The sequence below is a fragment of the Corynebacterium nasicanis genome (assembly GCF_042658165.1).
Taxonomy (GTDB): Bacteria; Actinomycetota; Actinomycetes; order Mycobacteriales; family Mycobacteriaceae; genus Corynebacterium; species Corynebacterium nasicanis.
This window is the reverse complement of the sequence record NZ_JBHSQE010000001.1, coordinates 113,544-138,492: the sequence shown is the minus strand read 5'-3', so window position 1 is coordinate 138,492 and position 24,949 is coordinate 113,544. Positions and strand designations below refer to the sequence as shown.

Sequence of the window (24,949 nt, the reverse complement as noted above, 5' to 3'; positions counted from 1 at the left end):
CCAGCAACCCGCAAAGACCGGAGGCTCACTTGTCTGTCCCCCTGTGGATCTGGATCGGCACCATTGTGCTGATCCTCGGATTCTTCATCTTCGACTTCTACTCCCACGTGCGCACCCCGCATGAGCCGACCCTCAAGGAATCGGCCTCGTGGTCCGCGTTCTACGTCGGCCTGGCGCTGTTGTTCGGTGTGTTCGTCTACTTCATGTGGGACCACCAGCACGGCATGGAGTACTTCACCGGTTACGTCACGGAGAAGGCGCTCAGTGTCGACAACCTCTTTGTCTTCGCCCTCATCATGGGCGCGTTCAAGATCCCCCGGAAGTACCAGCAGAAGGTGCTGCTCATCGGCATCGTCCTGGCCCTGGTGTTCCGCCTGCTGTTCATCCTCGCCGGCGCCGCGATCATCTCCGCCTGGTCGGACGTGTTCTACCTCTTCGCCATCTTCCTGCTGTGGACCGCCGTCAAGCTGCTGTGGGACGAGATCACCGACGCCCCCGAGACCGACCCGAACGACATGAAGGTCATCCGGTGGCTGCGCAAGGTCGTGCCCGTCACCCCGGGCTACGACAAGGACAAGCTGACCACCCGCTTCCACGGGAAGTTCGCGCTCACCCCGCTGTTCGTGGCGCTCGTGGCCATCGGCCTGGTGGACGTCATGTTCGCCTTCGACTCGATCCCCGCGATCTACGGCATCACCACCGAGGCGTACCTCGTGTTCACCGCCAACGCCTTCTCCCTCATGGGGCTGCGCCAGATGTACTTCCTTCTCGACGGCCTGCTCGACCGCCTCGTCTACCTGCCCTACGGGCTGGGGCTCATCCTCGCCTTCATCGGCGTCAAGCTGCTCTTCCATGCGCTGCACGAGAACAACCTGCCGTTCATCAACGGCGGCGAGGACGTCTCGGTGCCGGAGATCCCCACGGAGCTCTCGCTCATGGTCATCGTCGGCATCCTGGTGGTGACGGTGCTCGCCTCCATCTGGAAGAACAAGTACGACCAGGCGCAGGGCGGTATCGACACCCGCATCCGCCCGGACGAGTGGGACCACGAGCTCACCGAGGAGGAGAAGTACTCCACCGAGGAGCTCGATCTCCCCGCCGCAGGCAACGGGTCGACCAGGCTCAGCGATATCGAGGAGAAGTAGCTCAGTCCTCGTCCGGGGCGCGGAACACGTTGAGCACCGGGTTCCACTCCCGGATCTCGCGGCCGGCGAGCACGCCCTCGCGGGTGAAGGGGTCCTGGTCCATGAGCTCCGCGGCGTCGTGAAGCGTCGCGGTCTCGGGCAGACGGATGACGATGAGCGCACCACCGGAACCGTCGGTGTAGGGGCCGGAGGCGACGAGCCGGCCGACGTCGAGAAGTGAGGCGAGCCACGCGCGGTGTTCCGGCCGCAGACGTACGATGTCCGCGGAGCCCTCGGGGTACTGGTAATGCACGGCGAAGTGTTTCATGTCGGCTGATTCTACGCCCCGGCTGCGGGGTAGGGTGTGTGGCGTGACTGCACCATCGCCCGCCGCACCGGCCCAGCCCAGCAACTTCAACCTGCCCAACGTGTTGACGAGCCTGCGCATCCTGGTCATCCCCGTCTTTCTCTGGCTGCTTCTCGACGGGCACATGTGGTGGGCCTTCGGCGTCTTCGTGGCGCTCATGATCACCGACAAACTCGACGGTGACATCGCCCGCGCCCGCAACCTGGTGACGGACTTCGGCAAGATCGCCGACCCCATCGCCGATAAGGCGCTCATCACCGCGGCACTCATCGGACTCAACCTCATCGGGGTGCTGCCGGTGTGGGTGACCGTGGTCATTCTCGTCCGCGAATTCGGCATCACCCTGTGGCGCATGGTCATGCTGCGCCGCGGCCTGGTCGTGCCCGCCTCGAAGGGCGGCAAGATCAAGACGACGCTGCAGGCCCTGGCCATCGCCCTCTACCTGCTGCCGCTGCCGCAGTGGATGGACCTGCCGACCTGGATCGTCATGCTCGCGGCCGTGGCCGTCACGGTCATCACCGGCCTGCAGTACCTGTGGGATTCGAGGAAGCAGTGAACCTCGTCGATGCTTTACGACGCCGCGGGCTCACCGTCGCCTTCTGCGAGTCACTGACCGCAGGGCTCGCCGCCGCGACGCTCGCCGACACCCCGGGGGCCTCCGCCGTGCTGCGGGGCGGCCTGATCACCTACGCCACCGATCTGAAATGCTCCCTCGCCGGGGTGCCGGAGGGGGCGGATCCGGTTACTGCCGCGACCGCCGCCGCCATGGCCCGCGGGGCGCGGGAGCGTTGCGGGGCGGACTGGGGGGTCTCGCTGACCGGGGTGGCCGGGCCCGACCCGCAGGACGGGCATCCGGTGGGGGAGGTGTGGCTCGGCTTCGAGGGTCCGACGGGTGCGGATACGCATCAGCTGCTCTTGAGCGGAACCAGGCGGGACATCCGGGAGCAGGCCGTGGAGGCGGCGTTGGCGGGCCTGGCGGAGCGGGTGGAACAAAATGCCACGGTGGGACGTTGGGAAGAGTAATGGTTACCACCGCTGTACTTGATCCCCGTCTCCTCACCACCCGCCGCGCACCTGAACTGCTGCTCCGGGAGGCGCTCGGCGCCGCCCTGCGCGCCTTCCGCGCCGATCAGGGCATCACCCTGCGTGAGCTCGCTGAACAGGCACGCGTGTCCCCCGGTTACCTCTCCGAACTGGAACGCGGCCGCAAGGAAGTCTCCTCCGAGCTCCTGGCGTCGGTGTGTCACGCCCTGGGCACCTCCGTGGCGGACGTGCTCATCGAGGCCGCCGGCTCCATGGCCCTGCAATCCGTGGCCACCGAGCTGGCCACAGAATCACTGCACGCTTAACCGACAGTTCGAAAGCCACTCCGCTAGCATGGTGGCGTAAAACAATGACCAATTTCCAGAAAGGCCCGATCCGACATGGCTAACCCCTTCGTCAAGGCATGGAAGTACCTCATGGCGCTTTTCGACTCGAAGATCGAGGAGAACGCCGACCCGAAGGTGCAGATTCAGCAGGCCATCGAGGACGCGCAGCGTCAGCACCAGGAGCTGTCCCAGCAGGCCGCAGCCGTCATCGGAAACCAGCGCCAGCTGGAGATGCAGCTCAACCGCCGTCTCGGTGAGATCGAGAAGCTCCAGGCCAACACCCGCCAGGCCCTGCAGCTGGCAGACAAGGCCCGCGCCGAGGGCGACGAGCGCAAGGCCGTCGAGTACGAGAACGCCGCCGAGGCCTTCGCCGCTCAGCTGGTCACCGCCGAGCAGTCCGTCGAGGACACCAAGCAGCTCCACGACCAGTCCCTGCAGCAGGCCGACCAGGCCAAGCAGGCCGTCGAGCGCAACGCCATGGCCCTGCAGCAGAAGGTCTCCGAGCGCACCAAGCTGCTCTCCCAGCTCGAGCAGGCCAAGATGCAGGAGAAGGTCTCCGAGTCCCTGCAGTCCATGAACGCCATCACCGCCGGCTCCACCCCGAACCTGGATCAGGTGCGGGAGAAGATCGAGCGTCGTTACGCCAACGCGCTCGGCCAGGCTGAGCTCGCCCAGAACTCCGTCGAGGGGCGCATGGCCGAGGTCCAGCAGGCAGGCATCCAGATGGCCGGGCACTCCCGCCTCGAGCAGATCCGCGCCGAGATGCAGGGTGGCGGTCAGCTCACCTCCGGGCAGGCCGAGAAGGCCATCGAGTCCGGCGGCGCGAACGTTTCCGACGACGCCGTCGCCCAGCGCATGCGCGAGCTGCGCGGCGAGTAGCCCGCTCCTCCTGAGATCCCCGGCCCTGTGCCGGGGATTTTTCATGCCTGGGTTTTGGCGATGCGATCCTCCCAGGACCGGGTGGTGCCGTGAGGATCGCGCCGGAACTGGGGCTGGGAGGGCGCGCCAGGGGTGTTAGGGGTGCGATCCTCCCGGATCCCAGCTCAGTCCGCCGCGCCGCGGGCGATGAGGGCCTCGGCCAACAGGCGGGCCCGCCGGATGGAACGCACGAGCACGGGTGTTCCGAAGGCGGCCACCGAGAAACCGGCACCGCGGGCCTTGCGTGCGGCGAGGACCTCGTGGACGGTCGCCAGCTGGAGGGGAATGAGGCGCAGGGTGAGGGACACGGCGAGAGAGATGGTCTCCACGGGCAGGCCGAAGCGTTCGAAGGGGGACAGGCCGCGCTCGATGGCGGCCATGAGTTCGGCGATCGTGGTGGTCAGTGTCAGCAGCATGGCCGCCGCGACTGAGGCCAGCAGGACGAGCACTGTCGTCAGGGCGAATTCCCAGCCGCGCTGCCACCATTGGAAGGCGCCGAGCACGGCCAGCACAGGGAGTACGGGGAGTACTTGTCCGATCGCCACCCGCACCGGCACCCGCGCCACGACGAAGCCGAGCGCCACGGCGCCCAACCAGAACGTCGCGACGCGCGGATCCTTCACCAGGAACGTTGAGGCGAGGATGAAGGCCAGGAGCGCGAGGAACTTAGCGCCGGCGGGCAGGCGGTGGAGGAGGGTGTCCCCGGGGAGGTGGACGCCGAGGGGGATGTTCCTCATGTCAGCATGAGGGAGCGGTAGTGGGCGCAGACCTCGGCGGGGGAGCCGTCGGCGATGATGCGTCCCGAGTCGAGGCAGAGGACGCGGTCGAAGTCGGCGAGGATGTCGAGGTCGTGGGTGACCACGATGAGCTGCTGCTCGAGGCGGGCGAATTCGGCGGCGATGCGGGCGCGGTTACGCAGGTCGAGCAGGGTGGTCGGCTCGTCGGCGATGATGAGCTCGGGCTCGATGACCAGGACGGAGGCCAGGGCGAGGAGTTGCTTCTGGCCGCCGGAGAGGGTGTGGGGGGACTGTTCGGCGAGGTGGGTGAGACCGAAGCGGGCGAGGGCGGCGTCGACACGCGTGTCGCGCTCGGACCGGGAGAGTTTCAGGCGACGGAGGGAGAAGGCGACGTCGTCACGCACTTGAGGCATGACGATCTGGTTCTCGGCGTCGGAGAAGACGAAGCCGACGCGGCGACGGATGTCGCGGCCGTGACGGGTGACGTCGGTGGCGTCGATAAGCACGCGGCCGGAGGTCGGGTCGCCGAGGCCGTTGATGAGGCGGGCGAGGGTGGATTTTCCGGAGCCGTTGGCACCGATGATGCCGATGCGGTGCTCGCTGAGGGTGAGCGAGATGCGGTCGAGGGTCGGGTGTACGTCGCCGTCGAAGGTGACGGAGACGTCCTCGAAGGTGATGGTGGGCATTTACTTCCGGCGGGAGAGGAGGTCGGGGAACGCGGCGTGGATGCCGAGGGCGATGACGACCATGATGGCGAATTTCGCCACGTCGGGGACGAGGAACGCGCCTTGTGCCACGATCGATTCGGTGAGTGAGAGGCCGGCCCGCCACACGAGGCCGAGCGCGCCGAGGGTGTACTGCAGCAGGAGGCCGACGGCCGCGGCGAGGGAGAACCACAGGATCTGCTCGCCGCGCTGTCGCGGCCGGGCGCGGTAGGCGATGAACCCGGCGACGCCGGCGGACACGAGGTAGCCCGCGAGGTAGCCGACGGTCGGGCCGGCCAGGGCCGCGAGGGTGGTGCGACCACCGGCGAGGACAGGCAGGCCGATGAGTCCGAGGAAGAGGAAGAGTGCGGCGACCAGGAAGCCACGGCGTCCACCGAGCACCAGTCCGGCCAGGACGATGGCGGCGTTCTGGAGGACGATCGGGACGCCGGCGGCGCCCACGGGGACGGAGACGAAGGCGAGCACGATGATGAGTGCCGCGAAGACGGCGATGTAGGCCAGGTCCTGCACGGAGGCGCGCGAAGTGGTGGTGGTCATGGCTGGAAACACTAGCACTGAACACTGTTCAGGGAAACGCCGGGGCGGGCTGTGGATGGCGGGTCTGTACTATCGGGGCATGCGACTGACGGAATTCCATCAGCTCATCGAGGACGAGTTCGGACGCGCCAAGGGCCGTCACCTCGTCCGGTCCCATGTCCTCGCCGCGGAGGGCGTCACCGTCGGGGAGCTTATCGACGCCGGGGCTGACCTGCGCGAAGTCTGGTCGGGGATCTGCCGGGACTTCGATGTTCCCGAGGAGCGGCGACTGGGGCGCGACACGCCGGAACGGTGGCGTTGAGTTCGAACAGGCGTGCGTGTATGTTCGAAGGCGATGGTCCACATGTACGACCCTGTGGATATCGTCAGGGCCGGAATGAACGCGGTGCCGCCGGCTTGCGGAATCCGGGATCCTTTGACAGGTGACCGGAGTCTAAGAGGGTGTGGACAACACCCAGCACGAGACCGGCACCACCGACCACCCAACAGAAGGAAGCGTCACCATGGCACCCAAGAAGAAGGCCACCGCCGCCAAGGGCGATGACCGGCAGAAGGCACTCGACGCCGCGCTGGCGATGATCGAGAAGGATTTCGGTAAGGGCGCCGTCATGCGCCTCGGCGACGACAACCGCCCGCCGATCCAGGTCATCTCCTCCGGCAACACCGCCATCGATGTCGCGCTCGGCATCGGCGGTTACCCGCGGGGCCGCATCATCGAGGTCTACGGCCCGGAGTCCTCCGGTAAGACGACGGTGGCCCTGCACGCCATCGCGCAGGCGCAGCGGGCCGGCGGTATCGCTGCGTTCATCGACGCCGAGCATGCGCTCGACCCCGATTACGCCAAGAAGCTCGGCGTGGACACCGACGCGCTGCTCGTCTCCCAGCCGGATACCGGTGAGCAGGCCCTGGAGATCGCCGACATGCTCGTGCGTTCCGGCGCCATCGACATCATCGTCATCGACTCCGTGGCGGCCCTCACCCCGAAGGCGGAGATCGAGGGCGAGATGGGTGACTCCCACGTCGGCCTCCAGGCCCGCCTCATGAGCCAGGCGCTGCGCAAGATGACCGGTGCGCTGCACAGCTCGGGCACCACCGCGATCTTCATCAACCAGCTGCGCGAGAAGATCGGCGTCATGTTCGGTTCCCCGGAGACCACCACCGGCGGTAAGGCACTGAAGTTCTACGCCTCGGTGCGCCTCGATGTCCGGCGTATCCAGACTCTCAAGGACGGGCAGGACGCCATCGGCAACCGCACCCGCGTCAAGGTGGTGAAGAACAAGGTGTCCCCGCCGTTCAAGATCGCCGAGTTCGACATCATCTACGGCGAGGGCATTTCCCGGGAGTCCTCGCTCATCGACATGGGCGTGGAGAACGGCATCGTGAAGAAGTCCGGCTCCTGGTTCACCTACGAAGGCGACCAGCTGGGGCAGGGCAAGGAGAAGGCCCGCCTGCTGCTCAAGGAGACCCCGGAGCTGGCGGACGAGATCGAGCGGCGGATCTTCGCCAAGCTGGGCATCGGCCCGGAGGCCGCCAACGCCGAGAGCGACCTCAGTGACGACCCGGTGGACATGGTCCCCAACGTCGACTTCGACGACGAGGACGAGGCCGAGGCTGCGGAGTAGCCGATGAAGCGCGACGCCACGATCGAGCAGCTCCGGCAGGCGCTGGCAGAGTACCGGCCCGGCACCCTCTTCGACCAGGCGGCCGAGGAGGCGAAGGCGGAGGTGCGCAGGCGCGCGCTTCTGCTTCTCGACGCCCGCGCCAGGTCCCGCCACGAACTCCGCGGCCGGCTGCTCGACCTGGAATTTGAGGCGTCTGTGGTCGATGACGTGCTCGGCGACCTCGCCGGGGTCGGGTTGCTCGACGATGCCGCCTTCGCCACCGAGTGGGTGCGCCAGCGTCACGCCCGGCGGGGGAAGTCGGCGCGCGTGCTCGACCGGGAACTGCAGGACAAGGGCGTGGACGCCGCCACGCGGGCGGACGCCCTCGCGCAGATCGATGCCGCCGACGAGGAGGCCATGGCCCGCGCCCTGGCGGAGAAGAAGGCTACGGCGCTGCGCGAGGTGCCATCCGACCGGGCCGCGAGCGACAAGGAGCTGCGCCGCATCGTCGGGGTGCTCGCCCGCCGGGGCTTCCCGCAGGGGATGAGCCTGCGCATCGCGCGCGAGGCCCTCGACGAGCGGGTGGCACAGCTGGGCTGAATCGACTCCGCGCCTCCCCCGTTGGGGGAGGCGCGGAGTTCTGTCTAGCGGCCGGGGTTCTTGATCTCGACGTAGTCGGGATCGTGCCAGTCGACGTTGACGTTGTCCTTGGTGTCGAGGCCCTGGTCCGGGAGCTCGGGCACCTTGGCCACGATGTTGCGGCGGGCGCGGCCGGCGCGCAGCTGGCGCTCGATGCGCTGCGCCAGCGTGGTCAGCGCCCAGTTGATGAGGATCATGATGATCGCCACGACCGTGAGCGAGGCCAGGAAGTTCTGGTTGACGGACGCGGTCTGGATGCCGGAGCGGACGACCTCGACGTAACCGATCTGGTAGCCGAGCGCGGAGTCCTTCAGCGCGATGACCATCTGGGCGATGAGCGCCGGCAGCATGGCGGCGATCGCCTGCGGCAGGAGGATGGTCCGCATGGTCTGCGAATGGGACATGCCCAGCGCGCGGGCGGCCTCGGTCTGCCCCTTCGGCAGCGACTTGATGCCCGACCGCAGGATCTCCGCGATGACGGAACCGTTGTACATGGTCAGGCCGAAGACGACGGCGGCGAAGGCCAGTTCACGGGGCGGAACCATGCGGTAGATGGCGAAGAGCTGGTACGCGAAGATCATGAGCAGCAGCACCGGGATGGCGCGGAAGAACTCGACGATGACCGCGCAGACCCAGCGGACCGGCGCCACCTCCGACATGCGCCCCAGCCCCAGGACGACACCGAGGACCAGTGCCAGGACGATGGAGACGATCGCCGCCTTGAGCGTGCCCCACAGGCCCGGCAGGATGTAGGTCTGCCAGGTGAGGGAATCCAGGAACGGCGACCACTTGGCGGCGGTGAGCTGGCCGTTGTTGTTGAGCGTCCAGCCGATCCAGCCGAGGGCGAGGAGGGTGAGCACCGCGGTGAGCGCGGTGAACAGGAGGTTGTTGCGACGACCGCGGGGGCCGGGGGCGTCGTAAAGCACTGTCGCGCGTACGGACATTATTTCCTCACCGCCAGACGATCAGAGAGACGACCCAGGGCCAGGCCCGTGGGCAGCGTCAGGATGATGAAGCCCAGGGCGAAGATGCCGAACACGATGAAGAGCATGTTGGCGTGGTTCTCGATGGTGGACTTCATGAGCAGGGAGGCTTCGGCGACGCCGATCGCGGAGGCGATGGTGGTGTTCTTCGTCAGGGCGATGAGCGTGTTGCCCAGCGGGACGATCGCCGCGCGCACCGCCTGCGGGAAGACGATGTTGCCGAAGATCTGGCTGAACGACAGCCCCAGGGAGCGCGCCGCCTCCGCCTGCCCGAAGTGGACGGTGTTGATGCCCGAGCGGAGGGATTCCGCGACGAAGGCCGAGGTGTAGAGCACGAAGCCGAGCACCGCGAGGCGGAAGTTGTTGTCCACCAGGAAGGTGGGGGAGCCGCGGTCGGCCATGACCAGACCGAGGTTCTGGTACAGGCCGAAGGAACAGAAGATGATGATCAGCGTGAGCGGGGTGTTTCGCACCGTATTGATGTAGAAGGTGGCCAGCCCACGCAGGATCTTCACGGGGGAGACCCTCATGGCGGTGAGGATGGTGCCGAGGATCATGGATCCTATCGCCGAGTAGACCGTCAGCTGAATGGTCAGCCAGAAGGCCGGCCACAACCGGGGGCCCAGTTCGGCCCATAGTGTCGTCATGAGGGACTCCTAGTCGGGATCAGTTAGTCGAGGAAGGACAGATCGCCCGGCTTGCCCGGAGCCACCGCCTCGTTGCCGCCGAGGTTCTTCTCCAGCAGCTTGTCGAACTCGCCCGACTCGTGCAGCTTGGTCAGGGCCTCGTTGATCGCGTCGGTGGCCTCGGCGTCATCCTTGGCCAGGCCGACGCCGTAGTACTCGTTGGTGAAGGGCTCGCCGTCCTTCTCCATCTCGATGACCTTGAACTGGCCCGGGGCCTGCGCGGAGTAGCCGAGCAGGATGGTGGCGTCGGTGGTCATGGCGTCGATGTTGCCCTGGCGCAGTGCCTCGACACAGGAGGAGTAGGTGTCGTACTCCTGCAGCTGGACACCCGGGAGGGCGTCCTTGACCTTCTGCGCCGGGGTGGAGCCGGTGACGGAGCAGAGGATCTTGCCGTCGAGGGACTCGAGGTCGGTGATGTCGGCCTCGTCCTCGCGGACGAGCAGCGCCTGGTGGGTGACCAGGTAGGGGCCGCCGAAGTTGACGGACTCGGAGCGGCCCTTGTTGATGGAGTAGGTCGCGGCGATGAGGTCGACCTCGCCGTTCTGGATGAGGGTCTCACGCTGGGCGGAGGGGGTTTCGCGCCAGGTGACATTCGGGGCATCCCAGCCCTTGGCCTCTGCGATCTGGTTGACCACGTACTCGGCGACGTCGACGTCGAGGCCGGACATGGAGCCGTCCGGGTTGCGCAGGCCCAGGCCCGGCTGATCGTACTTGGTGCCGATGGTCACGTCGCCGGCCTCGATGGCGGCGAGCATGCCGTCCCCGCCGCCGGAGGAATCGCCACAGGCGGCGAGGGTGACGCCGGCGATGGCGACGGTGGAGGTGAGGGCGGCGAGGCGGAAAGTGGAGCGCTTCATGATGTGTGTCCTTTGAGGTTGTTTAGTGGGAGAGGATCTTGCCGAGGAAGTCCTTGGCGCGGTCGGTCTTGGGAGAGGTGAAGAACTCGTCGGGGGTGTCATCCTCGACGATGGCGCCGTCGGCCATGAACAGGACCCGGTCCGCGGCGCGGCGCGCGAACCCCATCTCATGGGTGACCACGACCATGGTCATGCCTTCCTTGGCCAGGCTGGCCATGACGTCGAGGACCTCATTGACCATCTCGGGGTCGAGGGCGGAGGTCGGCTCGTCGAAAAGCATGATCTTCGGGCTCATGGCCAACGCGCGGGCGATGGCCACGCGCTGCTGCTGGCCGCCCGAGAGCTGCGCGGGGTACTTGTCGGCCTGGTTGGCGATGCCGACGCGTTCCAGCAGTTCCATGGCCCGCTTCTCCGCCTCGGCCTTCTTCTTGCGGCGCACCTTCATGGGGCCGAGGGTGACGTTGTCCTTGATGGTCAGGTGCGGGAAGAGGTTGAAGGACTGGAACACCATGCCGACGTCCGCGCGCAGCTTGGCCAGGTCCTTGCCCTCCTCGGGGAGGACGACGCCGTCGATCTCGATGGTGCCCCCCTCGATGGTCTCCAGGCGGTTGATGGTGCGGCACAGCGTGGACTTGCCGGAGCCGGACGGTCCGAGCACCACGACGACCTGCCCTCTGGGGACCTCGAGGTTGATGTCCTTGAGGGCGTGGAAGTCGTCGAAGTACTTCTGCACGTCCGTCATCCTGATCATGACGTCACGGGGCCCGGGAGTGTCCTCCGGGACACGATCCGATGCAGGTGTGGTCTGGGTCATAGAACGATCTTAGACATAAACCGCGCTTGGTCATACGACTTTCCGCTAACTTTTCTGCAACGGGGCGAAGATTGTTAAGCACCTGTGTGACGTTTAGGCCGAACCCGCAGGCCCCGATACAATGACCTCCCGTGGCACAGCTTGAGACCGACACCCCCCGCACCTATGAAGTGCGCACCTTCGGGTGCCAGATGAACGTCCACGATTCCGAACGCCTCTCCGGGCTGCTGGAGGAGGCCGGGTACGAGGCGGCCGTCGATACGCAGCCGGACCTCATCGTGTTCAACACCTGCGCCGTCCGCGAGAACGCCGACGAACGTCTCTACGGCACCCTCGGCTCCCTGCGCGCGACCAAGCGCGCGCACCCCGGGCTGCAGATCGCCGTCGGCGGTTGCCTCGCTCAGAAGGACCGCGACACCGTCGTCGCCCGCGCGCCGTGGGTGGACGTGGTGTTCGGGACTCACAACATCGGCGCCCTGCCCACGCTGCTGGAACGCGCCCGGCACAACGACAAGGCGCAGGTCGAGATCGTCGACGCCCTCGAGGCCTTCCCCTCCGTCCTGCCCGCCAAGCGGGAATCCGCCTACGCCGGCTGGGTCTCCGTCTCCGTGGGCTGCAACAACACGTGCACCTTCTGCATCGTCCCCGCGCTGCGCGGCAAGGAGATCGACCGCCGACCGGGCGACATCCTCGCCGAGGTGCAGGCGCTGGTCGACCAGGGGGTCACCGAGGTGACGCTGCTCGGCCAGAACGTCAACGCCTACGGCGTGAACTTCGCCGACCCGACCCTGGAGCGCGACCGCTCGGCCTTCTCCCGGCTGCTGCGCGCCTGCGGAGAGATCGAGGGCCTCGAGCGCCTGCGCTTCACCTCCCCGCACCCCGCGGAATTCACCTCCGACGTCATCGACGCCATGGCCGAAACCCCCGCCGTGTGCCCGCAGCTGCACATGCCGCTGCAGTCCGGGTCCGATGACGTACTCAAGCGGATGCGCCGTTCCTACCGCTCCGCCAAGTTCCTCGGCATCCTTGACGAGGTCCGCTCCAAGATCCCGCACGCGTCGATCACCACCGACATCATCGTCGGCTTCCCCGGCGAGACGGAGCAGGATTTCCAGGACACTCTCGACGTCGTGGAGAAGGCCCGCTTCACCTCCGCCTACACCTTCCAGTACTCCCCGCGCCCCGGCACCCCGGCCGCCGAGTACGCCGACCAGATCCCCAAGGAGGTCGTGCAGGAGCGCTTCGAACGCCTCCTCGCCCTCCAGGAGCGCGTCTCCGCCGAGGAGAACGCCCGGCTCGTGGGCACCGAGGTGGAACTGCTCGTCCAGGCCGAGGGCCGGAAGAAGACCGGCCGCCTCACCGGGCGCGCCCGCGACGGCCGCCTCGTCCACTTCGCGCCCACCGGCGACATCCGCCCCGGAGATGTGGTCACCACCACCATCACCGCCTCCGCGCCGCACCACCTGCTTGCCGACGCCGGCGTGATCACCCACCGCCGCACCCGCGCCGGTGACATGTCGGAGGCCGGACAGGTCCCCACCACCGCGCCCATCGGCGTCGGCCTGGGCCTGCCCGCCATCGGACGTCCGGCGCCGCAGCCCGCCGCGGATTCCTGCGGCTGCTGACGTAGGCTGCACCTACACCCCAAGCGAGAAGGAGCACACGTGAGCAACGACCATCAGGAGCTGGCCACCCGCGAGAGGCGAGTGGCCTCCCGCCTGGACCTGGGGGGTCGGCTCTGGTTCTTCCTCGCGGCCCTCGGCCTCTACCTCGTCTCCCTGCTGCTGCCCCAGGCCGGCACGGTGCGCGGCTACGAGGTGCTGGCGCAGACCGCCGCCGCGCAGGAGGCCGGCATCAAGATCACGGAGTACGTCTACGCCATCCTCATCTTCCTGGGCGTCGGCGTGCTGACCACCCTCACGGTGCTCACCCGGCGACTCTTCGTGGCGATCCCCGCCTGGATGCTCACCACCGTCGGCCTGGCGTACTCCATCTTCGCCATGTGGCTGCGCCAGACCCGCGCCAGCGCCGAGGACGGGGTGGAGATGAACCTCGGATTCTGGATCTCGCTTCTCGCGGTCATCCTCGCCTTCCTCGGCTACGCCACGACGATCTTCCGCCGGAATCCCGAGCAGGAGCAGCTGGCGCAGGCCCGCGCCTCCTCCGAGAACCTCGACGTTGTCGGCCGGCTGCAGCAGCAGGCCAACACCACGGCCGCCGAGAACCCGCTGCTCATCGATGACCGTCGTTCCCGGGCCACCGAGAGGCACAAGAAGGCCTGATCCAGCGGGCGGCGTTCTCCCGTACCCGTGAGTGGAGCGGGTACGGGATCGCCCCAGGTCATATCGGGGGAGTGGGGGACAGCGGGGTACGTCCGCACGCGCTCAGTTCCACGCCACGCACTCCGCCGTCCACAGGTGCTCCGGGTAGGGCTGCCCCACCGACGACAGGGCGGCGACATAGCGCCCGATGAGCTCCTCCGCGGTGCCGTTGCGCAAGGTCTCATCGCAGATGTGGATAGTGACCAGGCCGTTCATCCGGTAGTCGCGGTCCTGGTCGTACTCTTTCGCTTTGGTTGTCTCGCCGTCCTCGGGATCCTGGTACTTGCCTGCGCCGTCATACTCGATGACCAGCCCCAGCTCCGGGTAGAAGAAGTCGGCCCGCCCGATCCAGACCTGTCGGTGGGAGCTGATATTCACCTGCTGCATCGGAGCAGCCAGCCCCATCCTCCACAGCAGCAGCTTCACGTCCGTCTCGCGGGGACTCTCCGAACCCTCCGACGCGAGGGCCACCGCCTCCCGCATGTCGCCGACCCCGATGACCCCGGCCATGTCCGACACGCGGGTGGTCAGTTGCTCGCGGTCGAACAGGGCCTGTTGCAGGCCGTGGTCGAGGGCGCGGACCGCCTCGTCCAGCGACGACCACCGGGCCAGGTCGAGGGCGGTGGTCACCTCATCGGTGACCTGGACCGTTCCGTAGTCGGTTTCCACTTCGACGATGCAGTCCGCGTGGGAGCGTCCGATCTTGAGGTAGCGGACCAGGGGCTGGCGCCGGGTGCGCATCGCGGTGGAGGCCAGGTGGATCTTTTCCTCCTGTAGGGTGTTGTTGTCGACAGCCACCGGGAACCCCCACAGCCGAGCCGCCGACGGACCCACCACCACGGAGCTGGCGGCCAGGCAGGCATAGGCGACCACCCGGGCCTGGGCCTGCTCCTCCCGGGACAGGTCCTCGTAGTGATCGCTGTCCATGTACAGCCCGGGCGCCAACCTGATGTACTCGTTCCGCCGCCATCCCCGGATGATGCGTTGACGCTCTGCCCCGGTCATGCGCGCAGTGGAAATGACCGGCCCCCCGACCTTGTTCATGTCTGCAGTGTCGCATCACCGGGGTGGGCTCGCAGCGCGGGGGCGGGGTCGCGTTCTCCCGTACCCCTCTGATGGGGGCGCGCAGTTGGTGTCCTGGGCATTTCCGGGCGGGAGAGAGTCAGCGGGGTACGCGGCAACGCGGCCTATCCGGACAGCGACTTCTGCCAGCCCGAACCACCGGAGATGATCCGCCAGCCCAGGTGCCGGTTGATGTCGAGCATCCACGAATTCTCCACGGCGTTGGAGGTGTAGATCCGCGTGGCGCCGAGCTCCGCGGCCGCCGCCTGCAGTACCGCCTTCTTCAACTCCAGCCCGAACCCGCGGCCCCGGGCGGAGGGGGCGATGACGGTAATGCCCTGCTCGGCGACCCCTGGCTCGGAACCCGGGAAGCGGGTGATCTCGCTGATGCCCACGGGGCCGGTGGAATCCGAGAGCACGGCGCTGATCACCTGGCGGTTGGTGGTGCGGACCCGCTCGGTGGCGGCGCTGAGCCGGGCGGGGCTCCACGCGACGGGTTCGGCGTGCATCCCGCCGTGCGGGACGTCGACGCTGGCCTGGTGGTAGAGGGCCAGCACGCCGTCCACCAGGTGCTCCGGGAAACGCAGGTCACGGACCAGGTCCACGCGGACACCCGCCGGCCAGGTCGGGGGCTCGGCGCCGGTGACGACCCCCTGGATCTCCCGGAGGCCGAGTTCGTAGCCGCGGGAGCGCAGCAGGTCCGCCCACTCACCGGTGCCCGGTTCCTCATCCGCGGGGTGGAGCAGCCAGGTCTGCACGAGGCTGCGGCCCAGTTCGCCCGCCTGGGACTCGGCGGCTCGGTAGAGCGCATCGAGGACACCGCGACCCTCCGGGCTGAAACCGGAGCCCGGCAGGGGCAGGTGGAGGGCATCGAGGATGACCTCGGCCTCGAGGACCTGCATGTCCTCCAGCAGCGGGGTGCTCAGGAGGAGGTAGCCGGCGGGGTCCTCGTCGGGAGACACCAGCGCCAGGGCGCGAGTGTCGTATTCGGCCGAGCCGCGCAGGCGGTGCTGGACGCGCTCGACGGACAGTGAGGAGGCCGTCTCTCCCGTGGTCTCCTGCGCGGCGAGGTTGGCCAGGAAGACGAGGTTGACAACGTCATCGGCCGGTTCCGCTCCGGGAACCGGCCGATCGAGGGGGACGAGCTGCAAGCTAGAGGTCCTCGACTGCCTTGGCGGCGGCGTCGGCCCACTCCTGCCACTGGGCGGCCTGGGCGCGCAGCTTCTCGGCCTTCTTGGCGTTGCCCTTCGCCTCGGCGGCGTCGGCCTGGGCCTGGAAATCGGCGACCTTGTCCAGGAACTGCTGGGCGCGGGCCTGGGCCTCCGGGTCGGTGCGGCGCCACTGGGAGTCCTCGGCGGCGGAGACCCGCTTCTCGATGGCCCCGATCTTCTCCTCGTAGTCCCGGACCTGGTTGCGGGGGACGTAGCCGATCTCGTCCCACTTCTCCTGCAGCTCGCGCAGCTTGGCGCGGGCGGCGTCGAGGCCCTTGGCGGGGTCGATCTGGGAGTCGAACTCCGCCAGCAGGGCGTCCTTGGCCTCGGCGTTGGCGACGAACTCCTTGTCCCGCTCGTCGTTGACGGCATTGCGGGCGTTGAAGAAGTGGTCCTGGGCGGCGCGGAAGGCGGCCCACAGCTTGTCATCGACGTCGCGGGGGGCGCGCCCGGCGGCCTTCCATTCCTTCATGAGGTCACGGAAAGCGCGGGCGGTGTCGTTCCAGTCGGTGGAGTCCTTGAGGGACTCCGCCCGCTCGACGAGGGCCTCCTTGGCGCGGCGGGCGGCGGCGCGGCCCCGGTCGAGCTCCGCGAAGTGGGAGCCGCGGCGGCGGTTGAAGGCGTCGCGGGCGCGCGAGTAGCGCTTCCACAGGGTGTCATCCGTCTTGCGGTCGATGCCGCGGATGGTCTTCCACTCCTCGAGGATGACGCGCAGGCGATCGCCCGCGCCCTTCCAGTCGGTGGAGTTCTCGGCCAGCTCCTCCGCCTCGGCGGCCAGGGCCTCCTTGCGGGCGATGGCCTGCTCACGACGCTGGGCGCGGTCGGCCTTGGCCTGCTCACCGGCGGCGTCGGAGTGCTCCATGATGTCGGACAGGCGCTTGTCCAGGGAGGAGAGGTCACCGATGACGGCGGCCTCGGGTAACGTCGTGCGCAGGTGCGAGGCGGCTTCCTTGATGGACGCGGCGTCGTCGGGGTGCGCGGTGAGGCGGGCCTCGAGGAGCTCGACCTCGGTGGCCAGGTCATCGAAGCGGGTGCCGTAGTGGGCGAGGCCCTCCTCGGGGGTGCCGGCCTGCCAGGAACCGATCTGGCGCTCCCCGTCGGCGGTGCGGACGAAGACGCTGCCGTCGGCCTCGACGCGGCCCCACTGGGCGGGGTCGTTCTTCGGCGGGCGGGCGACGGCGGGGGCCGCCGGGCGCGGTGACGGGGTGGGACGGTGTCCACCGCCGGGCAGAGGACCAGGCTTGGGTCCCGGGCCGGGCTTGGGGCCGGGCGTGGGCGACGGCGTCGGGGAGTTGGTCATGTGGGAGGTCCTTTGCTTCATGCCGCGCGACACGGCTGCCGATAGTGCTCCAACTAACATACCGCGCAGCGTTCGGGCCTGTCAGCAGGAGTCAGTAGGATGTGCCGGGTGAGTCCCAACCTTGTCGTCATGCCCGCCTCCCCGGCGATGGTCGCCGAGCTGGCCCCGCGCGATGTGGTCGGTGCGCGGACGGTGTCCCGGCTGCGCTCGCTTATCGACGCCAGCGCCGCCCCCATCCACCTCGTCTCCTCGCGTGACCCCCGGTGGGAGACCGGCGTGGAGGGCTCGTTCCGGGCCTGGGGAGCGCCGGACGTGACGGTGGGTGAGGGGCGTTTCCTGCCGGAACTGGTGCAGCGCTACGTGCTCGGGGAATCGGCCGCGCGGGTGACGGAGGTGCGCACCCAGCTGGGCGATATCAACCCTGAGGCCTTGACCCTTGTTGCTGTCGACGGTTCCGCGGGGCTGACGGAACGGGCCCCGCTGGCGCTGCTGCCGCAGGCCGCGGACGCCGACGCGTGGTGCCGGGCCGTGCTGGCCGGAGAGCAGGCGGGGGAGCTGCCCGCGGACGGCGGAATCCTGGAACCCGGACTCTGGCTCGAGCTCGCCGCCCGGCAGCCCCGGCGCGCTGAGCTCCTCCTGGCGGATACGACGCACGGCGTGGGAAGGTACGTGGCGGCATGGCAGATCTGACACCTATTGCGGTGGTCGGCCCGACGGCCTCGGGCAAGTCGGCGCTCGGCCTGGCCCTGGCCCATGAGCTCGGCGGCGAGGTGGTCAATGTCGATTCGATGCAGCTCTACCGGGGGATGGACATCGGCACCGCCAAGCTGACCCTCGCGGAGCGGGAGGGGATTCCGCACCACCAGCTCGACGTGTGGGACGTGACCGAAACCGCCTCGGTCGCCCGCTACCAGGCCGACGCCGTGGCTGATGTGGAGGAGGTGATGTCGCGCGGCAAGGTGCCCATTCTCGTCGGCGGCTCCATGCTCTACGTGCAGTCGCTGCTCGACGACTGGCAGTTCCCGCCCACCGACCCGGCCGTCCGCGCTCGCTATGAGGCACGCCTGGGCGATATCGGGATCGACGCCCTCCACGCCGAGCTTGCCGCGGTGGACCCGGTGGCCGCCGGGATCATCGAGGACAAGGACCCCCGGCGGACGGTGCGCGCGCTCGAGGTCATCGAGCTCACGGGGCAGCCTTTCCAGGCCTCCCAACCGCCGAAGGACGCGCCCCCGCGCTGGGGCACGCGGATCCTCGGTCTGCGCACGAAGGCGGAGTGGCTCAACCCGCGCATCGCGGAACGTACCCGGCTGATGTTCGAGAAGGGCCTGGTGGAGGAGGTCGAGCGGCTGGTCTCCGAGCAGGGGCTCATCGCGGATTCCACCGCCGGGCGCGCCATCGGCTACGCCCAGGTGCTCGCCGCACGCGCGGGGGAGCTGACGTGGGAGGAGGCTGTGGAGCGCACCATCACCGGCACCCGTCGCTACGTGCGGCGGCAGCGCTCCTGGTTCCAGCGCGATCCGCGCATCACCTGGCTGCCCGCCGAGGAGGACACCGTGGGTGCCGCCCTGGGGCTGCTCGGCTGAGCACATCTAGAATCGGCGACGTGAACACCATCAGCTTCGCCAAGGGCCACGGCACGGAGAACGACTTCCTCATCATCGACGCCTCTGTCGATCCCACCCCGGAACAGTTGCGCGCGCTGTGTGATCGCCGGGCGGGTCTCGGCGCCGACGGCGTCCTGCGCGTCGTCGATGACAATGGCCAGTGGTTCATGGATTACCGCAACGCGGACGGCTCGCTGGCCGAGATGTGCGGCAACGGCGTGCGCGTGTTCGCCCACTGGCTGCGCTCCCGCGGCCTGGTGGACTCCGATGAGTTCACCGTGGGCACCCGCGCGGGCGGGCGGAAGGTCACGGTGCGGGAGTACAACGACACCGACGCGGTGGTCACCGTCGACATGGGGCCTGCCGAGGTCACGGGCCTGTCCACCGCCCGGCTGGGGGAGCTGCACGTCGCCGGTCTGGGGGTGGACCTGGGTAATCCGCATCTGGCGTGCGTGTTGCCCGGGCTCGACCCGGACTCCCTGGCGGGTCTGGAGCTGCGGGAACCCGAGTTCGACCGCAAGTTCTTCCCCGGCGGGGTGAACGTGGAGATCCTCACGCCACTGCAGGATGGCGCCGTGCACATGCGCGTCCATGAGCGCGGGGTGGGGGAGACCCGCTCCTGCGGCACCGGCACCGTCGCTGCGGCCCGGGCCGCCCTGGCCGATGCCGGGCACACGGACGGGGAGGTCACCGTCCATATTCCGGGGGGCACGGTCACCGTCACCATTGCCGGGGCCACCTCCACTCTCACGGGCCCGTCGCGGATCATCGCGACGGGGCAGGTCAGTACTCCGGACCCAGCCGCTGGGCCGCCTGCCGGGCAGCCAGCCACGCTTCCTTGAGTTCGAGCGCCCGCACGTCGGTGACGGTGAGCAGGGTCTCCAGCTGGGAGATTTCGAGGCTGTCGTTGGCCAGGCGGGCGTCGAGACGGGCGAGGAAGCGCCGGGCGGTCGCGTACTCGTGGTGGAATTCCGCGATGTCCGGGTCGGGGCAGTCGAGGTCGAGCAGCGCCGGGCGGGTGAGGGTGCGGTCGGCGACGGTCTCGGCGTCAGAGCCGACGGTGAACTGGTCGAACTCCGCGATGATGTCCCGGATGTCCTCGGCGCTCAGCGCGATGGAGGAACGCAGGGCGAGGGTCTCGGTGGTGTCGGGGCGGCGGCTCATCACCAGCAGCGCCACCGCCAGGATCGGGAGGATGAGCAGCAGGCCCTGGAGTCGGAAGATCACCAGGACAGCCACGCAGGCGGCGATGATGAACGCCAGGATCCACCGTTGCGGGGGTGGTTCGGGCGTGATCCACATCCGGTCGGGCATGTCGGGACCCGCTCAGTGTCCGCCGCAGCCGCAACTTCCGCCGCAGCCACCGCAACCTCCGCCGGACATGGGGGTGAGGATGGAGGCCGTGAGCATCGCGGTGCCGGCGATGACGCTGTCGCGGGCGGGCAGCTCCGGGGCGTCGTTGAGGCAGAGGTCGAAGGGGAAGGCGCCGTCGACGGTGGCGTGGATGAAGCGCTGCCCGGTGAGCTGGTTGTGGCGGTACTCGGAGTCGAGGATCCGGGCGGAGAAGAAGGCCGAGGCGTCCGGGGCGGCGGCGCCGGAGCCGGAGGTCACCAGGCGGGCACCCTCGGAGACGAGCTCGCCGGCGGTCTGGCCGGAGGCGGCCTCATAGGCCTCGGGGGAGGCGTAGGTGGTGGTGTCCAGGGCGAGGGCGGTGATGCCGACCTGCTGCCAGGTCTGGGTGGGGGCGTCGACAAGCAGCGGGCCCTGCGCCAGGTTGCAGGTCAGCGAGGACAGGACGGTGCCGTCCGGGGTGACGATCTCGCACAGCGCGAGGACGTCGTTGACCATGCTCACGTGGGCGAAGGTCTGGGTGACGGCCTCGAAACCCGCGAAGGTGGCGAAAGGTTCGACGGCCAGGATGTTGATCTGGGCGCCCGAGGCGTCCGTGAACTGGATGAGCTGGCCGCCGCGGATCTCGCCGGCGACGACCAGTTGGTTGGTGGCGATGGCCGCTTCGACGGCGTCCTGCCAACGCTCAAAACCCAGTCCGATGCTCTTCAGGTCGGTGCTCATGGTTGTTGAGTCTATCGCGGCGGGTGCGGAGGAGAAATATGCCGGTCTCTCTTCCCTCGCCGCCCGCCCGGGCGTAAGGTAAGGCTCGGCTTACTTATCGCCGCCGCCTATGTCAGACCCAAGGAACATTGATGACCTGTCCGCTCACCGACGCGCCCCGCCGCTGCCCGCTGCAGCTCCAGTCCGTCGACCCTGATCTCCCGCACAGTGTGCGCCGCCGCCTGGTGGAACTCGGCCTGCTCGACGGCGCCGAGATCTCCCTCGACCGCAAGACGATCGGCGGGGCCTGCCTCATCTGCGTCGGCACCACGCGTTACGTGCTGGACAGGCAGACGGCCGCGCGCCTCACGGTGGCGGCGCTGTAGTGGCCGTCGTCCGTAACTGCCACGAACCGGTACTGCGTTCCGCGCCGGAGGGATCCCCGGTCGTCGCCGTCGTCGGCGCGCCCAACTCCGGCAAGTCGACGCTGTTCAACGCGCTCACCGGCGCCCGTGTGCAGGAGGGCAACTGGCCCGGCACCTCGGTGGAGATCGCCCGCGGTACCTGGCGGGCGGGGGAGCAGACCTTCGACCTCATCGACCTGCCCGGCGCCTACTCCCTGGAGCCGGCCAGCCCCGATGAGGAGTTCACGCGCAGCATGCTGCTCGGCACCCCGCCGGAGCTCGTCCTCGTCGCCGTCGACGCCACCGCCCTCGGCCGGGGCCTCTATCTGGTCTCCCAGCTCCTCGAGCAGGACCTGCGGGTCGTCGTGGCGCTGACCAAGACCGACCTGGCGCCCGGGGTGGACGTCGACCTCCTGGAGCAGCGCCTCGGGGTGCCCGTGGTGGCGCTCAACCCCCGCCACCGGCGGCACCTGGGGGACCTGGTGCCGGTGGTCCGCGATGCGCTCGACGGCGCACCGGAGCGCCGGCGGCAGGCGCCCTGGGGTGGCGAGCTCGCGGCGGCCGAGGAACGTTTCGGCTGGATTGGGACGGTGCTGGAGGGGGTCGTCGATAAGCGGGGAGGCCGGACCTTCAGCGACCGGATCGACGCGGTGACGCTGCACCCGATCGCCGGGCCGGCGGTCTTCCTGGCCGTCATGTTGGCGGTGTTCCAGATCACGACCACCGTCGCGGCCCCGTTCCAGGACGCGCTCGACGGATTCTTCTCGGGTCCCGTCTCCGACCTGCTGCGCGGGCTCGGCCTGCCGCGGGTGTTCGAGGCCGTGCTTGTCGACGGCCTCGTGGCCGGCGTCGGCATGGTGCTCACCTTCGTGCCGCTCATGGCGCTGATGTTCCTCTGCCTGGCCGTGTTGGAGGACTCCGGGTACATGGCGCGCGCGGCGGTGGTGGCGGACCGCGTCATGCGGGCCATCGGGCTGCCCGGGCGGGCGTTCATCCCGCTCATCGTCGGTTTCGGCTGCAACGTGCCGGCGATCTCCGCCACCCGCATCCTCGGGCGGCGCAAACACCGGATCCTCACGGCGCTGCTCATCCCCTTCGCCTCCTGTACCGCGCGGCTGGCGGTGTACGTCATGCTCGCCGCCACCTTCTTCCCGGAGCACGCGGGGACGGTCGTCTTCGCCATGTACGTCATCTCGGTGGCACTCATCGTGGTCGTCGGCATGGGCGTGCGCAGACTGCTGTGGCGCAGCTTCGGTTCGGAGCCGCTCGTCATCGACCTCCCGCGCTACCAGCTGCCCGGCGCGCGCATCGTCGGCCAGGTGACGTGGACCCGCCTGGCGGCCTTCCTGCGGACCGCCGCGACCATCATCGTGGCGTGCGTGACCGTGGTCTTCCTCCTGCAGGCCACCCCTGTGCGCGGCGGGCACGAGTTCGCCGATGCGGAGCTGCCCGTCGCCGACTCGGCCTACGGGGCCGTCTCCGAGGCGATCGCGCCGGTGTTCGCCCCGGCCGGATTCGGCTCGGGGGAGATCGCGGGTGCGCTCATCACCGGGTTCGTGGCCAAGGAGGCCGTGATCTCCACGTGGGCGCAGACTTATCCGGAAGAGGATCTGTCGGTGGCGATCACCCGTGACTTCGCGGACTCCTCCGGCGGCCACGCCCTGGCCGCGGTGTGGGCGTTCATGATGTTCCTGCTGGCCTACACCCCCTGCGTGGCCACGCTGGCCGCCCAGCGCCGGGAGATCGGCGTGCGGTGGACGCTGGCCGGGCTCGGGCTGCAGCTCGGTGTCGCCTGGCTGCTGGCCGTGGTCACCTTCCAGCTGCTGAGCGTGTGGCTGTGACCGGCCCTGTCGCGCAGATCCGCGCGGCCGTCGACGCGGGGGCGCGGACCACCGCCGAGATCGCGGGCGCCACCGGGCTGCCGACCACCCTCGTCAGCGCGGTGGTGCAGCACTTCCACAAGCCCTCCTCCTGCGCCTCAACGTCGTGCGGGGGATGCCCCGTCGAGGCGGGCTGCGGAGGACCGGTGCTGTTAACTCTCGGGCCGGCGTGGAACAATGAACAGAAATGACTGATGCTTCCCAGAATGACCCCACCTCCCACGATGAGCTGCTCGCGCGCGCCTTCCGCGACAACGCCCCGCAGCCCAGCCTCCCGGAGGACCCCGGCACCGATCTCTCCGATCTGCTGACCCCCACTGTCGGCGAGCTCGACCTCGCCGAACGCAATCGCTTCCGCCGCGTCACCCGCGACACCGAGATCCGCTCGCAGGACTCCGAGGACATCACCGAGGTCGAGTACCGCAAACTCCGCCTCGAGCAGGTCATCCTCGTCGGCGTGTGGACGGAGGGCACCTCCGCCGAGGTCGAGGCCAACATGGCGGAACTCGCCGCCCTCGCCGAGACCGCGGGCGCCGAGGTCCTGGAGACGCTCTACCAGCGCCGCGACAAGCCCGACCCCGGCACCTACATCGGCTCCGGCAAGGTCCAGGAGCTCAAGGACATCATCGCCGCCACCGACGCCGACACCGTCGTCTGCGACGGCGAGCTCTCGCCCGGCCAGCTCGTCGCCCTGGAGACGGCGCTGAACACCAAGGTCATCGACCGCACCATGCTCATCCTCGACATCTTCGCCCAGCACGCGAAGTCCAAGGAGGGCAAGGCGCAGGTCTCGCTGGCGCAGATGGAGTACCTCTACACCCGCGTGCGCGGTTGGGGTGGCAACCTCTCGCGCCAGGCCGGTGGTCGCGCCGGGTCCAACGGCGGTGTCGGCCTGCGTGGTCCCGGTGAGACCCGCATCGAGGCCGACCGCCGCCGCCTGCGGCAGGACATGGCTAAGCTGCGCCGCGAGCTCGCCGGCATGAAGACGGCGCGCGAGATCAAGCGCCAGCGCCGCCAGGAGTCGACGATCCCGCAGATCGCCATCGCTGGCTACACCAACGCGGGCAAGTCCTCGCTCATCAACGCCCTCACCGGGGCGGGTGTGCTGGTGGAGGACGCGCTCTTCGCCACGCTGGACCCCACCACGCGCCGGGCCGAGCTGGCCGACGGCCGCGCCGTGGTCTTCACCGACACCGTCGGCTTCGTCCGGCACCTGCCCACCCAGCTCGTCGAGGCCTTCAAGTCGACGCTCGAGGAGGTGCTGGCCGCGGACCTCGTGCTCCACGTCGTCGACGGCTCGGACCCCTTCCCGCTCAAGCAGATCGAGGCCGTGAACAAGGTCATCTACGACATCGTCAAGGAGACCGGGGAGGATGCCCCGCCGGAGATGATCGTGGTGAACAAGATCGACCGGGCCGACCCGCTCGTGCTCGCCGAGCTGCGCCACGCCGTCGAGGAGGCCGTCTACGTCTCGGCCGTCACCGGGGAGGGCATCCAGGAGCTGGAGGCGCGCATCGAGCTCTTCCTCAACTCCCTCGACGCCCACCTCGTGCTGCTCGTGCCCTTCACGCGCGGCGACCTCATCTCCCGCCTCCACGAGTACGGCACCGTCCGTTCCGAGGAGTACACCGCCGAGGGCACGCTTATCGACGTCCGCCTGCCCCAGTCCCTGGCGGCCGAGCTGGCGGAGTTCGCGGTGGAGGGCTGACGGGGAGAAGTGACGATCCGTCGCCAGATGTCACATCTGGCGACGA

At 68.8% G+C, this 24,949-nt stretch carries 30 protein-coding genes; 17 read left to right on the top strand and 13 right to left on the bottom strand.

The window, feature by feature from the left end; genetic code table 11:
* Nucleotides 1-29: 29 nt before the first annotated feature.
* Nucleotides 30-1,145, top strand: coding sequence for a TerC family protein (locus tag ACFPUZ_RS00730; protein WP_376998863.1), 1,116 nt, complete (start codon nucleotides 30-32; stop codon nucleotides 1,143-1,145).
* A 1-nt stretch (nucleotide 1,146) separates the two neighbouring features.
* Here ACFPUZ_RS00730 and ACFPUZ_RS00725 read toward each other — a convergent pair whose 3' ends face one another.
* Nucleotides 1,147-1,452 (bottom strand): YciI family protein, encoded by a 306-nt coding sequence (locus tag ACFPUZ_RS00725; protein WP_376998862.1) that lies wholly within the window; start codon nucleotides 1,450-1,452, stop codon nucleotides 1,147-1,149.
* Between the two features lie 43 nt (nucleotides 1,453-1,495).
* On the opposite strand from ACFPUZ_RS00725, the gene pgsA reads away from it, so the two are divergent.
* The 4 genes from pgsA to ACFPUZ_RS00705 all read left to right on the top strand — a co-directional run bounded on the left by pgsA (nucleotide 1,496) and on the right by ACFPUZ_RS00705 (nucleotide 3,740).
* The gene (gene pgsA, locus ACFPUZ_RS00720; RefSeq protein ID WP_376998861.1) at nucleotides 1,496-2,047 is read left to right on the top strand and encodes a CDP-diacylglycerol--glycerol-3-phosphate 3-phosphatidyltransferase; all 552 of its coding nucleotides are present in this window, start codon (nucleotides 1,496-1,498) and stop codon (nucleotides 2,045-2,047) included.
* Nucleotides 2,044-2,514 carry a CinA family protein gene (locus tag ACFPUZ_RS00715; protein WP_376998859.1) on the top strand — a complete coding sequence of 157 codons (471 nt, stop codon included), beginning with the start codon at nucleotides 2,044-2,046 and terminating at the stop codon, nucleotides 2,512-2,514. Before pgsA ends, ACFPUZ_RS00715 begins: the two co-directional genes overlap by 4 nt.
* Nucleotides 2,514-2,840: a helix-turn-helix domain-containing protein gene (locus ACFPUZ_RS00710; RefSeq protein WP_376998856.1), complete on the top strand. Its 327-nt coding sequence runs from the start codon at nucleotides 2,514-2,516 to the stop codon at nucleotides 2,838-2,840. The genes ACFPUZ_RS00715 and ACFPUZ_RS00710 overlap by 1 nt, the downstream gene beginning before the upstream one ends.
* Nucleotides 2,841-2,915: 75 nt before the next feature.
* Nucleotides 2,916-3,740 (top strand): PspA/IM30 family protein, encoded by an 825-nt coding sequence (locus tag ACFPUZ_RS00705; protein ID WP_376998854.1) that lies wholly within the window; start codon nucleotides 2,916-2,918, stop codon nucleotides 3,738-3,740.
* A gap of 164 nt (nucleotides 3,741-3,904) precedes the next feature.
* Here the strand turns inward: ACFPUZ_RS00705 and ACFPUZ_RS00700 are convergent, their stop codons facing one another.
* From ACFPUZ_RS00700 to ACFPUZ_RS00690, 3 genes are read right to left on the bottom strand one after another with little or no spacing between them, the layout of a single operon-like run.
* A complete protein-coding gene (locus ACFPUZ_RS00700; protein ID WP_376998852.1) occupies nucleotides 3,905-4,516 on the bottom strand; it encodes an energy-coupling factor transporter transmembrane component T family protein in 612 nt (203 codons plus the stop codon).
* Nucleotides 4,513-5,202: an energy-coupling factor ABC transporter ATP-binding protein gene (locus ACFPUZ_RS00695; RefSeq protein WP_376998849.1), complete on the bottom strand. Its 690-nt coding sequence runs from the start codon at nucleotides 5,200-5,202 to the stop codon at nucleotides 4,513-4,515. Before ACFPUZ_RS00695 ends, ACFPUZ_RS00700 begins: the two co-directional genes overlap by 4 nt.
* Complete coding sequence (locus ACFPUZ_RS00690; protein ID WP_376998847.1) at nucleotides 5,203-5,778, bottom strand: biotin transporter BioY; 576 nt, start codon at nucleotides 5,776-5,778, stop codon at nucleotides 5,203-5,205.
* A gap of 79 nt (nucleotides 5,779-5,857) precedes the next feature.
* Here ACFPUZ_RS00690 and ACFPUZ_RS00685 point away from each other — a divergent pair, with 79 nt between their 5' ends.
* The 3 genes from ACFPUZ_RS00685 to recX all read left to right on the top strand — a co-directional run bounded on the left by ACFPUZ_RS00685 (nucleotide 5,858) and on the right by recX (nucleotide 7,979).
* Nucleotides 5,858-6,079: a DUF3046 domain-containing protein gene (locus ACFPUZ_RS00685; protein ID WP_376998845.1), complete on the top strand. Its 222-nt coding sequence runs from the start codon at nucleotides 5,858-5,860 to the stop codon at nucleotides 6,077-6,079.
* Between the two features lie 202 nt (nucleotides 6,080-6,281).
* Nucleotides 6,282-7,400 carry a recombinase RecA gene (gene recA, locus ACFPUZ_RS00680; protein ID WP_376998843.1) on the top strand — a complete coding sequence of 373 codons (1,119 nt, stop codon included), beginning with the start codon at nucleotides 6,282-6,284 and terminating at the stop codon, nucleotides 7,398-7,400.
* A gap of 3 nt (nucleotides 7,401-7,403) precedes the next feature.
* The gene (gene recX / locus ACFPUZ_RS00675) at nucleotides 7,404-7,979 is read left to right on the top strand and encodes a recombination regulator RecX (protein ID WP_376998841.1); all 576 of its coding nucleotides are present in this window, start codon (nucleotides 7,404-7,406) and stop codon (nucleotides 7,977-7,979) included.
* A gap of 44 nt (nucleotides 7,980-8,023) precedes the next feature.
* Here recX and ACFPUZ_RS00670 read toward each other — a convergent pair whose 3' ends face one another.
* The 4 genes from ACFPUZ_RS00670 to gluA are packed head-to-tail and all read right to left on the bottom strand — an operon-like array spanning nucleotide 8,024 to nucleotide 11,295.
* On the bottom strand, nucleotides 8,024-8,962 hold the full coding sequence (locus ACFPUZ_RS00670; RefSeq protein ID WP_376998839.1) for an amino acid ABC transporter permease: 939 nt from the start codon (nucleotides 8,960-8,962) through the stop codon (nucleotides 8,024-8,026).
* Entirely contained in the window at nucleotides 8,962-9,648 is a 687-nt protein-coding gene (gluC, locus tag ACFPUZ_RS00665; protein ID WP_376998836.1) for a glutamate ABC transporter permease GluC, read from the bottom strand. Before gluC ends, ACFPUZ_RS00670 begins: the two co-directional genes overlap by 1 nt.
* A 23-nt stretch (nucleotides 9,649-9,671) precedes the next feature.
* Nucleotides 9,672-10,544 (bottom strand): glutamate ABC transporter substrate-binding protein, encoded by an 873-nt coding sequence (locus tag ACFPUZ_RS00660; protein WP_376998834.1) that lies wholly within the window; start codon nucleotides 10,542-10,544, stop codon nucleotides 9,672-9,674.
* Between the two features lie 22 nt (nucleotides 10,545-10,566).
* Nucleotides 10,567-11,295: a glutamate ABC transporter ATP-binding protein GluA gene (gluA, locus tag ACFPUZ_RS00655; RefSeq protein ID WP_376999936.1), complete on the bottom strand. Its 729-nt coding sequence runs from the start codon at nucleotides 11,293-11,295 to the stop codon at nucleotides 10,567-10,569.
* 194 nt (nucleotides 11,296-11,489) lie between these two features.
* Here gluA and miaB point away from each other — a divergent pair, with 194 nt between their 5' ends.
* Entirely contained in the window at nucleotides 11,490-12,983 is a 1,494-nt protein-coding gene (gene miaB / locus ACFPUZ_RS00650; RefSeq protein ID WP_376998832.1) for a tRNA (N6-isopentenyl adenosine(37)-C2)-methylthiotransferase MiaB, read from the top strand.
* Between the two features lie 39 nt (nucleotides 12,984-13,022).
* Nucleotides 13,023-13,640 (top strand): Rv2732c family membrane protein, encoded by a 618-nt coding sequence (locus ACFPUZ_RS00645; RefSeq protein WP_376998830.1) that lies wholly within the window; start codon nucleotides 13,023-13,025, stop codon nucleotides 13,638-13,640.
* 102 nt (nucleotides 13,641-13,742) lie between these two features.
* On the opposite strand, the gene ACFPUZ_RS00640 is transcribed toward ACFPUZ_RS00645, so the two are convergent.
* From ACFPUZ_RS00640 to ACFPUZ_RS00630, 3 genes are all read right to left on the bottom strand, one after another.
* Nucleotides 13,743-14,684, bottom strand: a complete 942-nt coding sequence (locus ACFPUZ_RS00640) for a hypothetical protein (protein WP_376998828.1) — start codon at nucleotides 14,682-14,684, stop codon at nucleotides 13,743-13,745.
* Between the two features lie 182 nt (nucleotides 14,685-14,866).
* Nucleotides 14,867-15,892, bottom strand: coding sequence for a GNAT family N-acetyltransferase (locus ACFPUZ_RS00635; protein ID WP_376998826.1), 1,026 nt, complete (start codon nucleotides 15,890-15,892; stop codon nucleotides 14,867-14,869).
* A gap of 1 nt (nucleotide 15,893) precedes the next feature.
* Nucleotides 15,894-17,252, bottom strand: a complete 1,359-nt coding sequence (locus ACFPUZ_RS00630) for a DUF349 domain-containing protein (RefSeq protein WP_376998824.1) — start codon at nucleotides 17,250-17,252, stop codon at nucleotides 15,894-15,896.
* Nucleotides 17,253-17,351: 99 nt separating this feature from the next.
* Here ACFPUZ_RS00630 and ACFPUZ_RS00625 point away from each other — a divergent pair, with 99 nt between their 5' ends.
* Genes ACFPUZ_RS00625 through dapF form a run of 3 tightly spaced genes read left to right on the top strand, consistent with a single transcriptional unit; the run spans nucleotide 17,352 to nucleotide 19,701 of the window.
* The gene (locus ACFPUZ_RS00625; protein WP_376998822.1) at nucleotides 17,352-17,942 is read left to right on the top strand and encodes a hypothetical protein; all 591 of its coding nucleotides are present in this window, start codon (nucleotides 17,352-17,354) and stop codon (nucleotides 17,940-17,942) included.
* Nucleotides 17,930-18,838, top strand: a complete 909-nt coding sequence (miaA, locus tag ACFPUZ_RS00620) for a tRNA (adenosine(37)-N6)-dimethylallyltransferase MiaA (protein WP_376998820.1) — start codon at nucleotides 17,930-17,932, stop codon at nucleotides 18,836-18,838. Before ACFPUZ_RS00625 ends, miaA begins: the two co-directional genes overlap by 13 nt.
* Nucleotides 18,839-18,867: 29 nt before the next feature.
* Nucleotides 18,868-19,701, top strand: coding sequence for a diaminopimelate epimerase (gene dapF, locus ACFPUZ_RS00615; RefSeq protein ID WP_376999934.1), 834 nt, complete (start codon nucleotides 18,868-18,870; stop codon nucleotides 19,699-19,701).
* On the opposite strand, the gene ACFPUZ_RS00610 is transcribed toward dapF, so the two are convergent.
* Nucleotides 19,643-20,173 (bottom strand): hypothetical protein, encoded by a 531-nt coding sequence (locus ACFPUZ_RS00610; RefSeq protein WP_376998817.1) that lies wholly within the window; start codon nucleotides 20,171-20,173, stop codon nucleotides 19,643-19,645. The genes dapF and ACFPUZ_RS00610 overlap by 59 nt on opposite strands.
* 12 nt (nucleotides 20,174-20,185) lie before the next feature.
* A complete protein-coding gene (locus ACFPUZ_RS00605) occupies nucleotides 20,186-20,932 on the bottom strand; it encodes a hypothetical protein (protein ID WP_376998815.1) in 747 nt (248 codons plus the stop codon).
* 131 nt (nucleotides 20,933-21,063) lie between these two features.
* Here ACFPUZ_RS00605 and ACFPUZ_RS00600 point away from each other — a divergent pair, with 131 nt between their 5' ends.
* The 4 genes from ACFPUZ_RS00600 to hflX are packed head-to-tail and all read left to right on the top strand — an operon-like array spanning nucleotide 21,064 to nucleotide 24,903.
* Nucleotides 21,064-21,297, top strand: coding sequence for a FeoA family protein (locus ACFPUZ_RS00600; protein ID WP_376998813.1), 234 nt, complete (start codon nucleotides 21,064-21,066; stop codon nucleotides 21,295-21,297).
* Complete coding sequence (feoB, locus tag ACFPUZ_RS00595; protein ID WP_376998810.1) at nucleotides 21,297-23,156, top strand: ferrous iron transporter B; 1,860 nt, start codon at nucleotides 21,297-21,299, stop codon at nucleotides 23,154-23,156. Before ACFPUZ_RS00600 ends, feoB begins: the two co-directional genes overlap by 1 nt.
* Nucleotides 23,153-23,386, top strand: coding sequence for a hypothetical protein (locus ACFPUZ_RS00590; RefSeq protein WP_376998808.1), 234 nt, complete (start codon nucleotides 23,153-23,155; stop codon nucleotides 23,384-23,386). Before feoB ends, ACFPUZ_RS00590 begins: the two co-directional genes overlap by 4 nt.
* Complete coding sequence (gene hflX, locus ACFPUZ_RS00585; protein WP_376998806.1) at nucleotides 23,383-24,903, top strand: GTPase HflX; 1,521 nt, start codon at nucleotides 23,383-23,385, stop codon at nucleotides 24,901-24,903. The genes ACFPUZ_RS00590 and hflX overlap by 4 nt, the downstream gene beginning before the upstream one ends.
* Nucleotides 24,904-24,949: the final 46 nt, after the last annotated feature.

Coding starts and splice junctions, on each gene's coding strand:
- ACFPUZ_RS00725 (WP_376998862.1), bottom strand. CDS start 1,452: ATGAAACACTTCGCCGTGCATTACCAGTACCCCGAGGGCTCCGCGGAC.
- ACFPUZ_RS00710 (WP_376998856.1), top strand. CDS start 2,514: ATGGTTACCACCGCTGTACTTGATCCCCGTCTCCTCACCACCCGCCGC.
- ACFPUZ_RS00705 (WP_376998854.1), top strand. CDS start 2,916: ATGGCTAACCCCTTCGTCAAGGCATGGAAGTACCTCATGGCGCTTTTC.
- ACFPUZ_RS00700 (WP_376998852.1), bottom strand. CDS start 4,516: ATGAGGAACATCCCCCTCGGCGTCCACCTCCCCGGGGACACCCTCCTC.
- ACFPUZ_RS00695 (WP_376998849.1), bottom strand. CDS start 5,202: ATGCCCACCATCACCTTCGAGGACGTCTCCGTCACCTTCGACGGCGAC.
- ACFPUZ_RS00690 (WP_376998847.1), bottom strand. CDS start 5,778: ATGACCACCACCACTTCGCGCGCCTCCGTGCAGGACCTGGCCTACATC.
- ACFPUZ_RS00685 (WP_376998845.1), top strand. CDS start 5,858: ATGCGACTGACGGAATTCCATCAGCTCATCGAGGACGAGTTCGGACGC.
- recA (WP_376998843.1), top strand. CDS start 6,282: ATGGCACCCAAGAAGAAGGCCACCGCCGCCAAGGGCGATGACCGGCAG.
- recX (WP_376998841.1), top strand. CDS start 7,404: ATGAAGCGCGACGCCACGATCGAGCAGCTCCGGCAGGCGCTGGCAGAG.
- ACFPUZ_RS00670 (WP_376998839.1), bottom strand. CDS start 8,962: ATGTCCGTACGCGCGACAGTGCTTTACGACGCCCCCGGCCCCCGCGGT.
- gluC (WP_376998836.1), bottom strand. CDS start 9,648: ATGACGACACTATGGGCCGAACTGGGCCCCCGGTTGTGGCCGGCCTTC.
- ACFPUZ_RS00660 (WP_376998834.1), bottom strand. CDS start 10,544: ATGAAGCGCTCCACTTTCCGCCTCGCCGCCCTCACCTCCACCGTCGCC.
- gluA (WP_376999936.1), bottom strand. CDS start 11,295: ATGATCAGGATGACGGACGTGCAGAAGTACTTCGACGACTTCCACGCC.
- ACFPUZ_RS00640 (WP_376998828.1), bottom strand. CDS start 14,684: ATGACCGGGGCAGAGCGTCAACGCATCATCCGGGGATGGCGGCGGAAC.
- ACFPUZ_RS00630 (WP_376998824.1), bottom strand. CDS start 17,252: ATGACCAACTCCCCGACGCCGTCGCCCACGCCCGGCCCCAAGCCCGGC.
- ACFPUZ_RS00625 (WP_376998822.1), top strand. CDS start 17,352: ATGTGCCGGGTGAGTCCCAACCTTGTCGTCATGCCCGCCTCCCCGGCG.
- miaA (WP_376998820.1), top strand. CDS start 17,930: ATGGCAGATCTGACACCTATTGCGGTGGTCGGCCCGACGGCCTCGGGC.
- ACFPUZ_RS00610 (WP_376998817.1), bottom strand. CDS start 20,173: ATGCCCGACCGGATGTGGATCACGCCCGAACCACCCCCGCAACGGTGG.
- ACFPUZ_RS00605 (WP_376998815.1), bottom strand. CDS start 20,932: ATGAGCACCGACCTGAAGAGCATCGGACTGGGTTTTGAGCGTTGGCAG.
- ACFPUZ_RS00600 (WP_376998813.1), top strand. CDS start 21,064: ATGACCTGTCCGCTCACCGACGCGCCCCGCCGCTGCCCGCTGCAGCTC.
- hflX (WP_376998806.1), top strand. CDS start 23,383: ATGACTGATGCTTCCCAGAATGACCCCACCTCCCACGATGAGCTGCTC.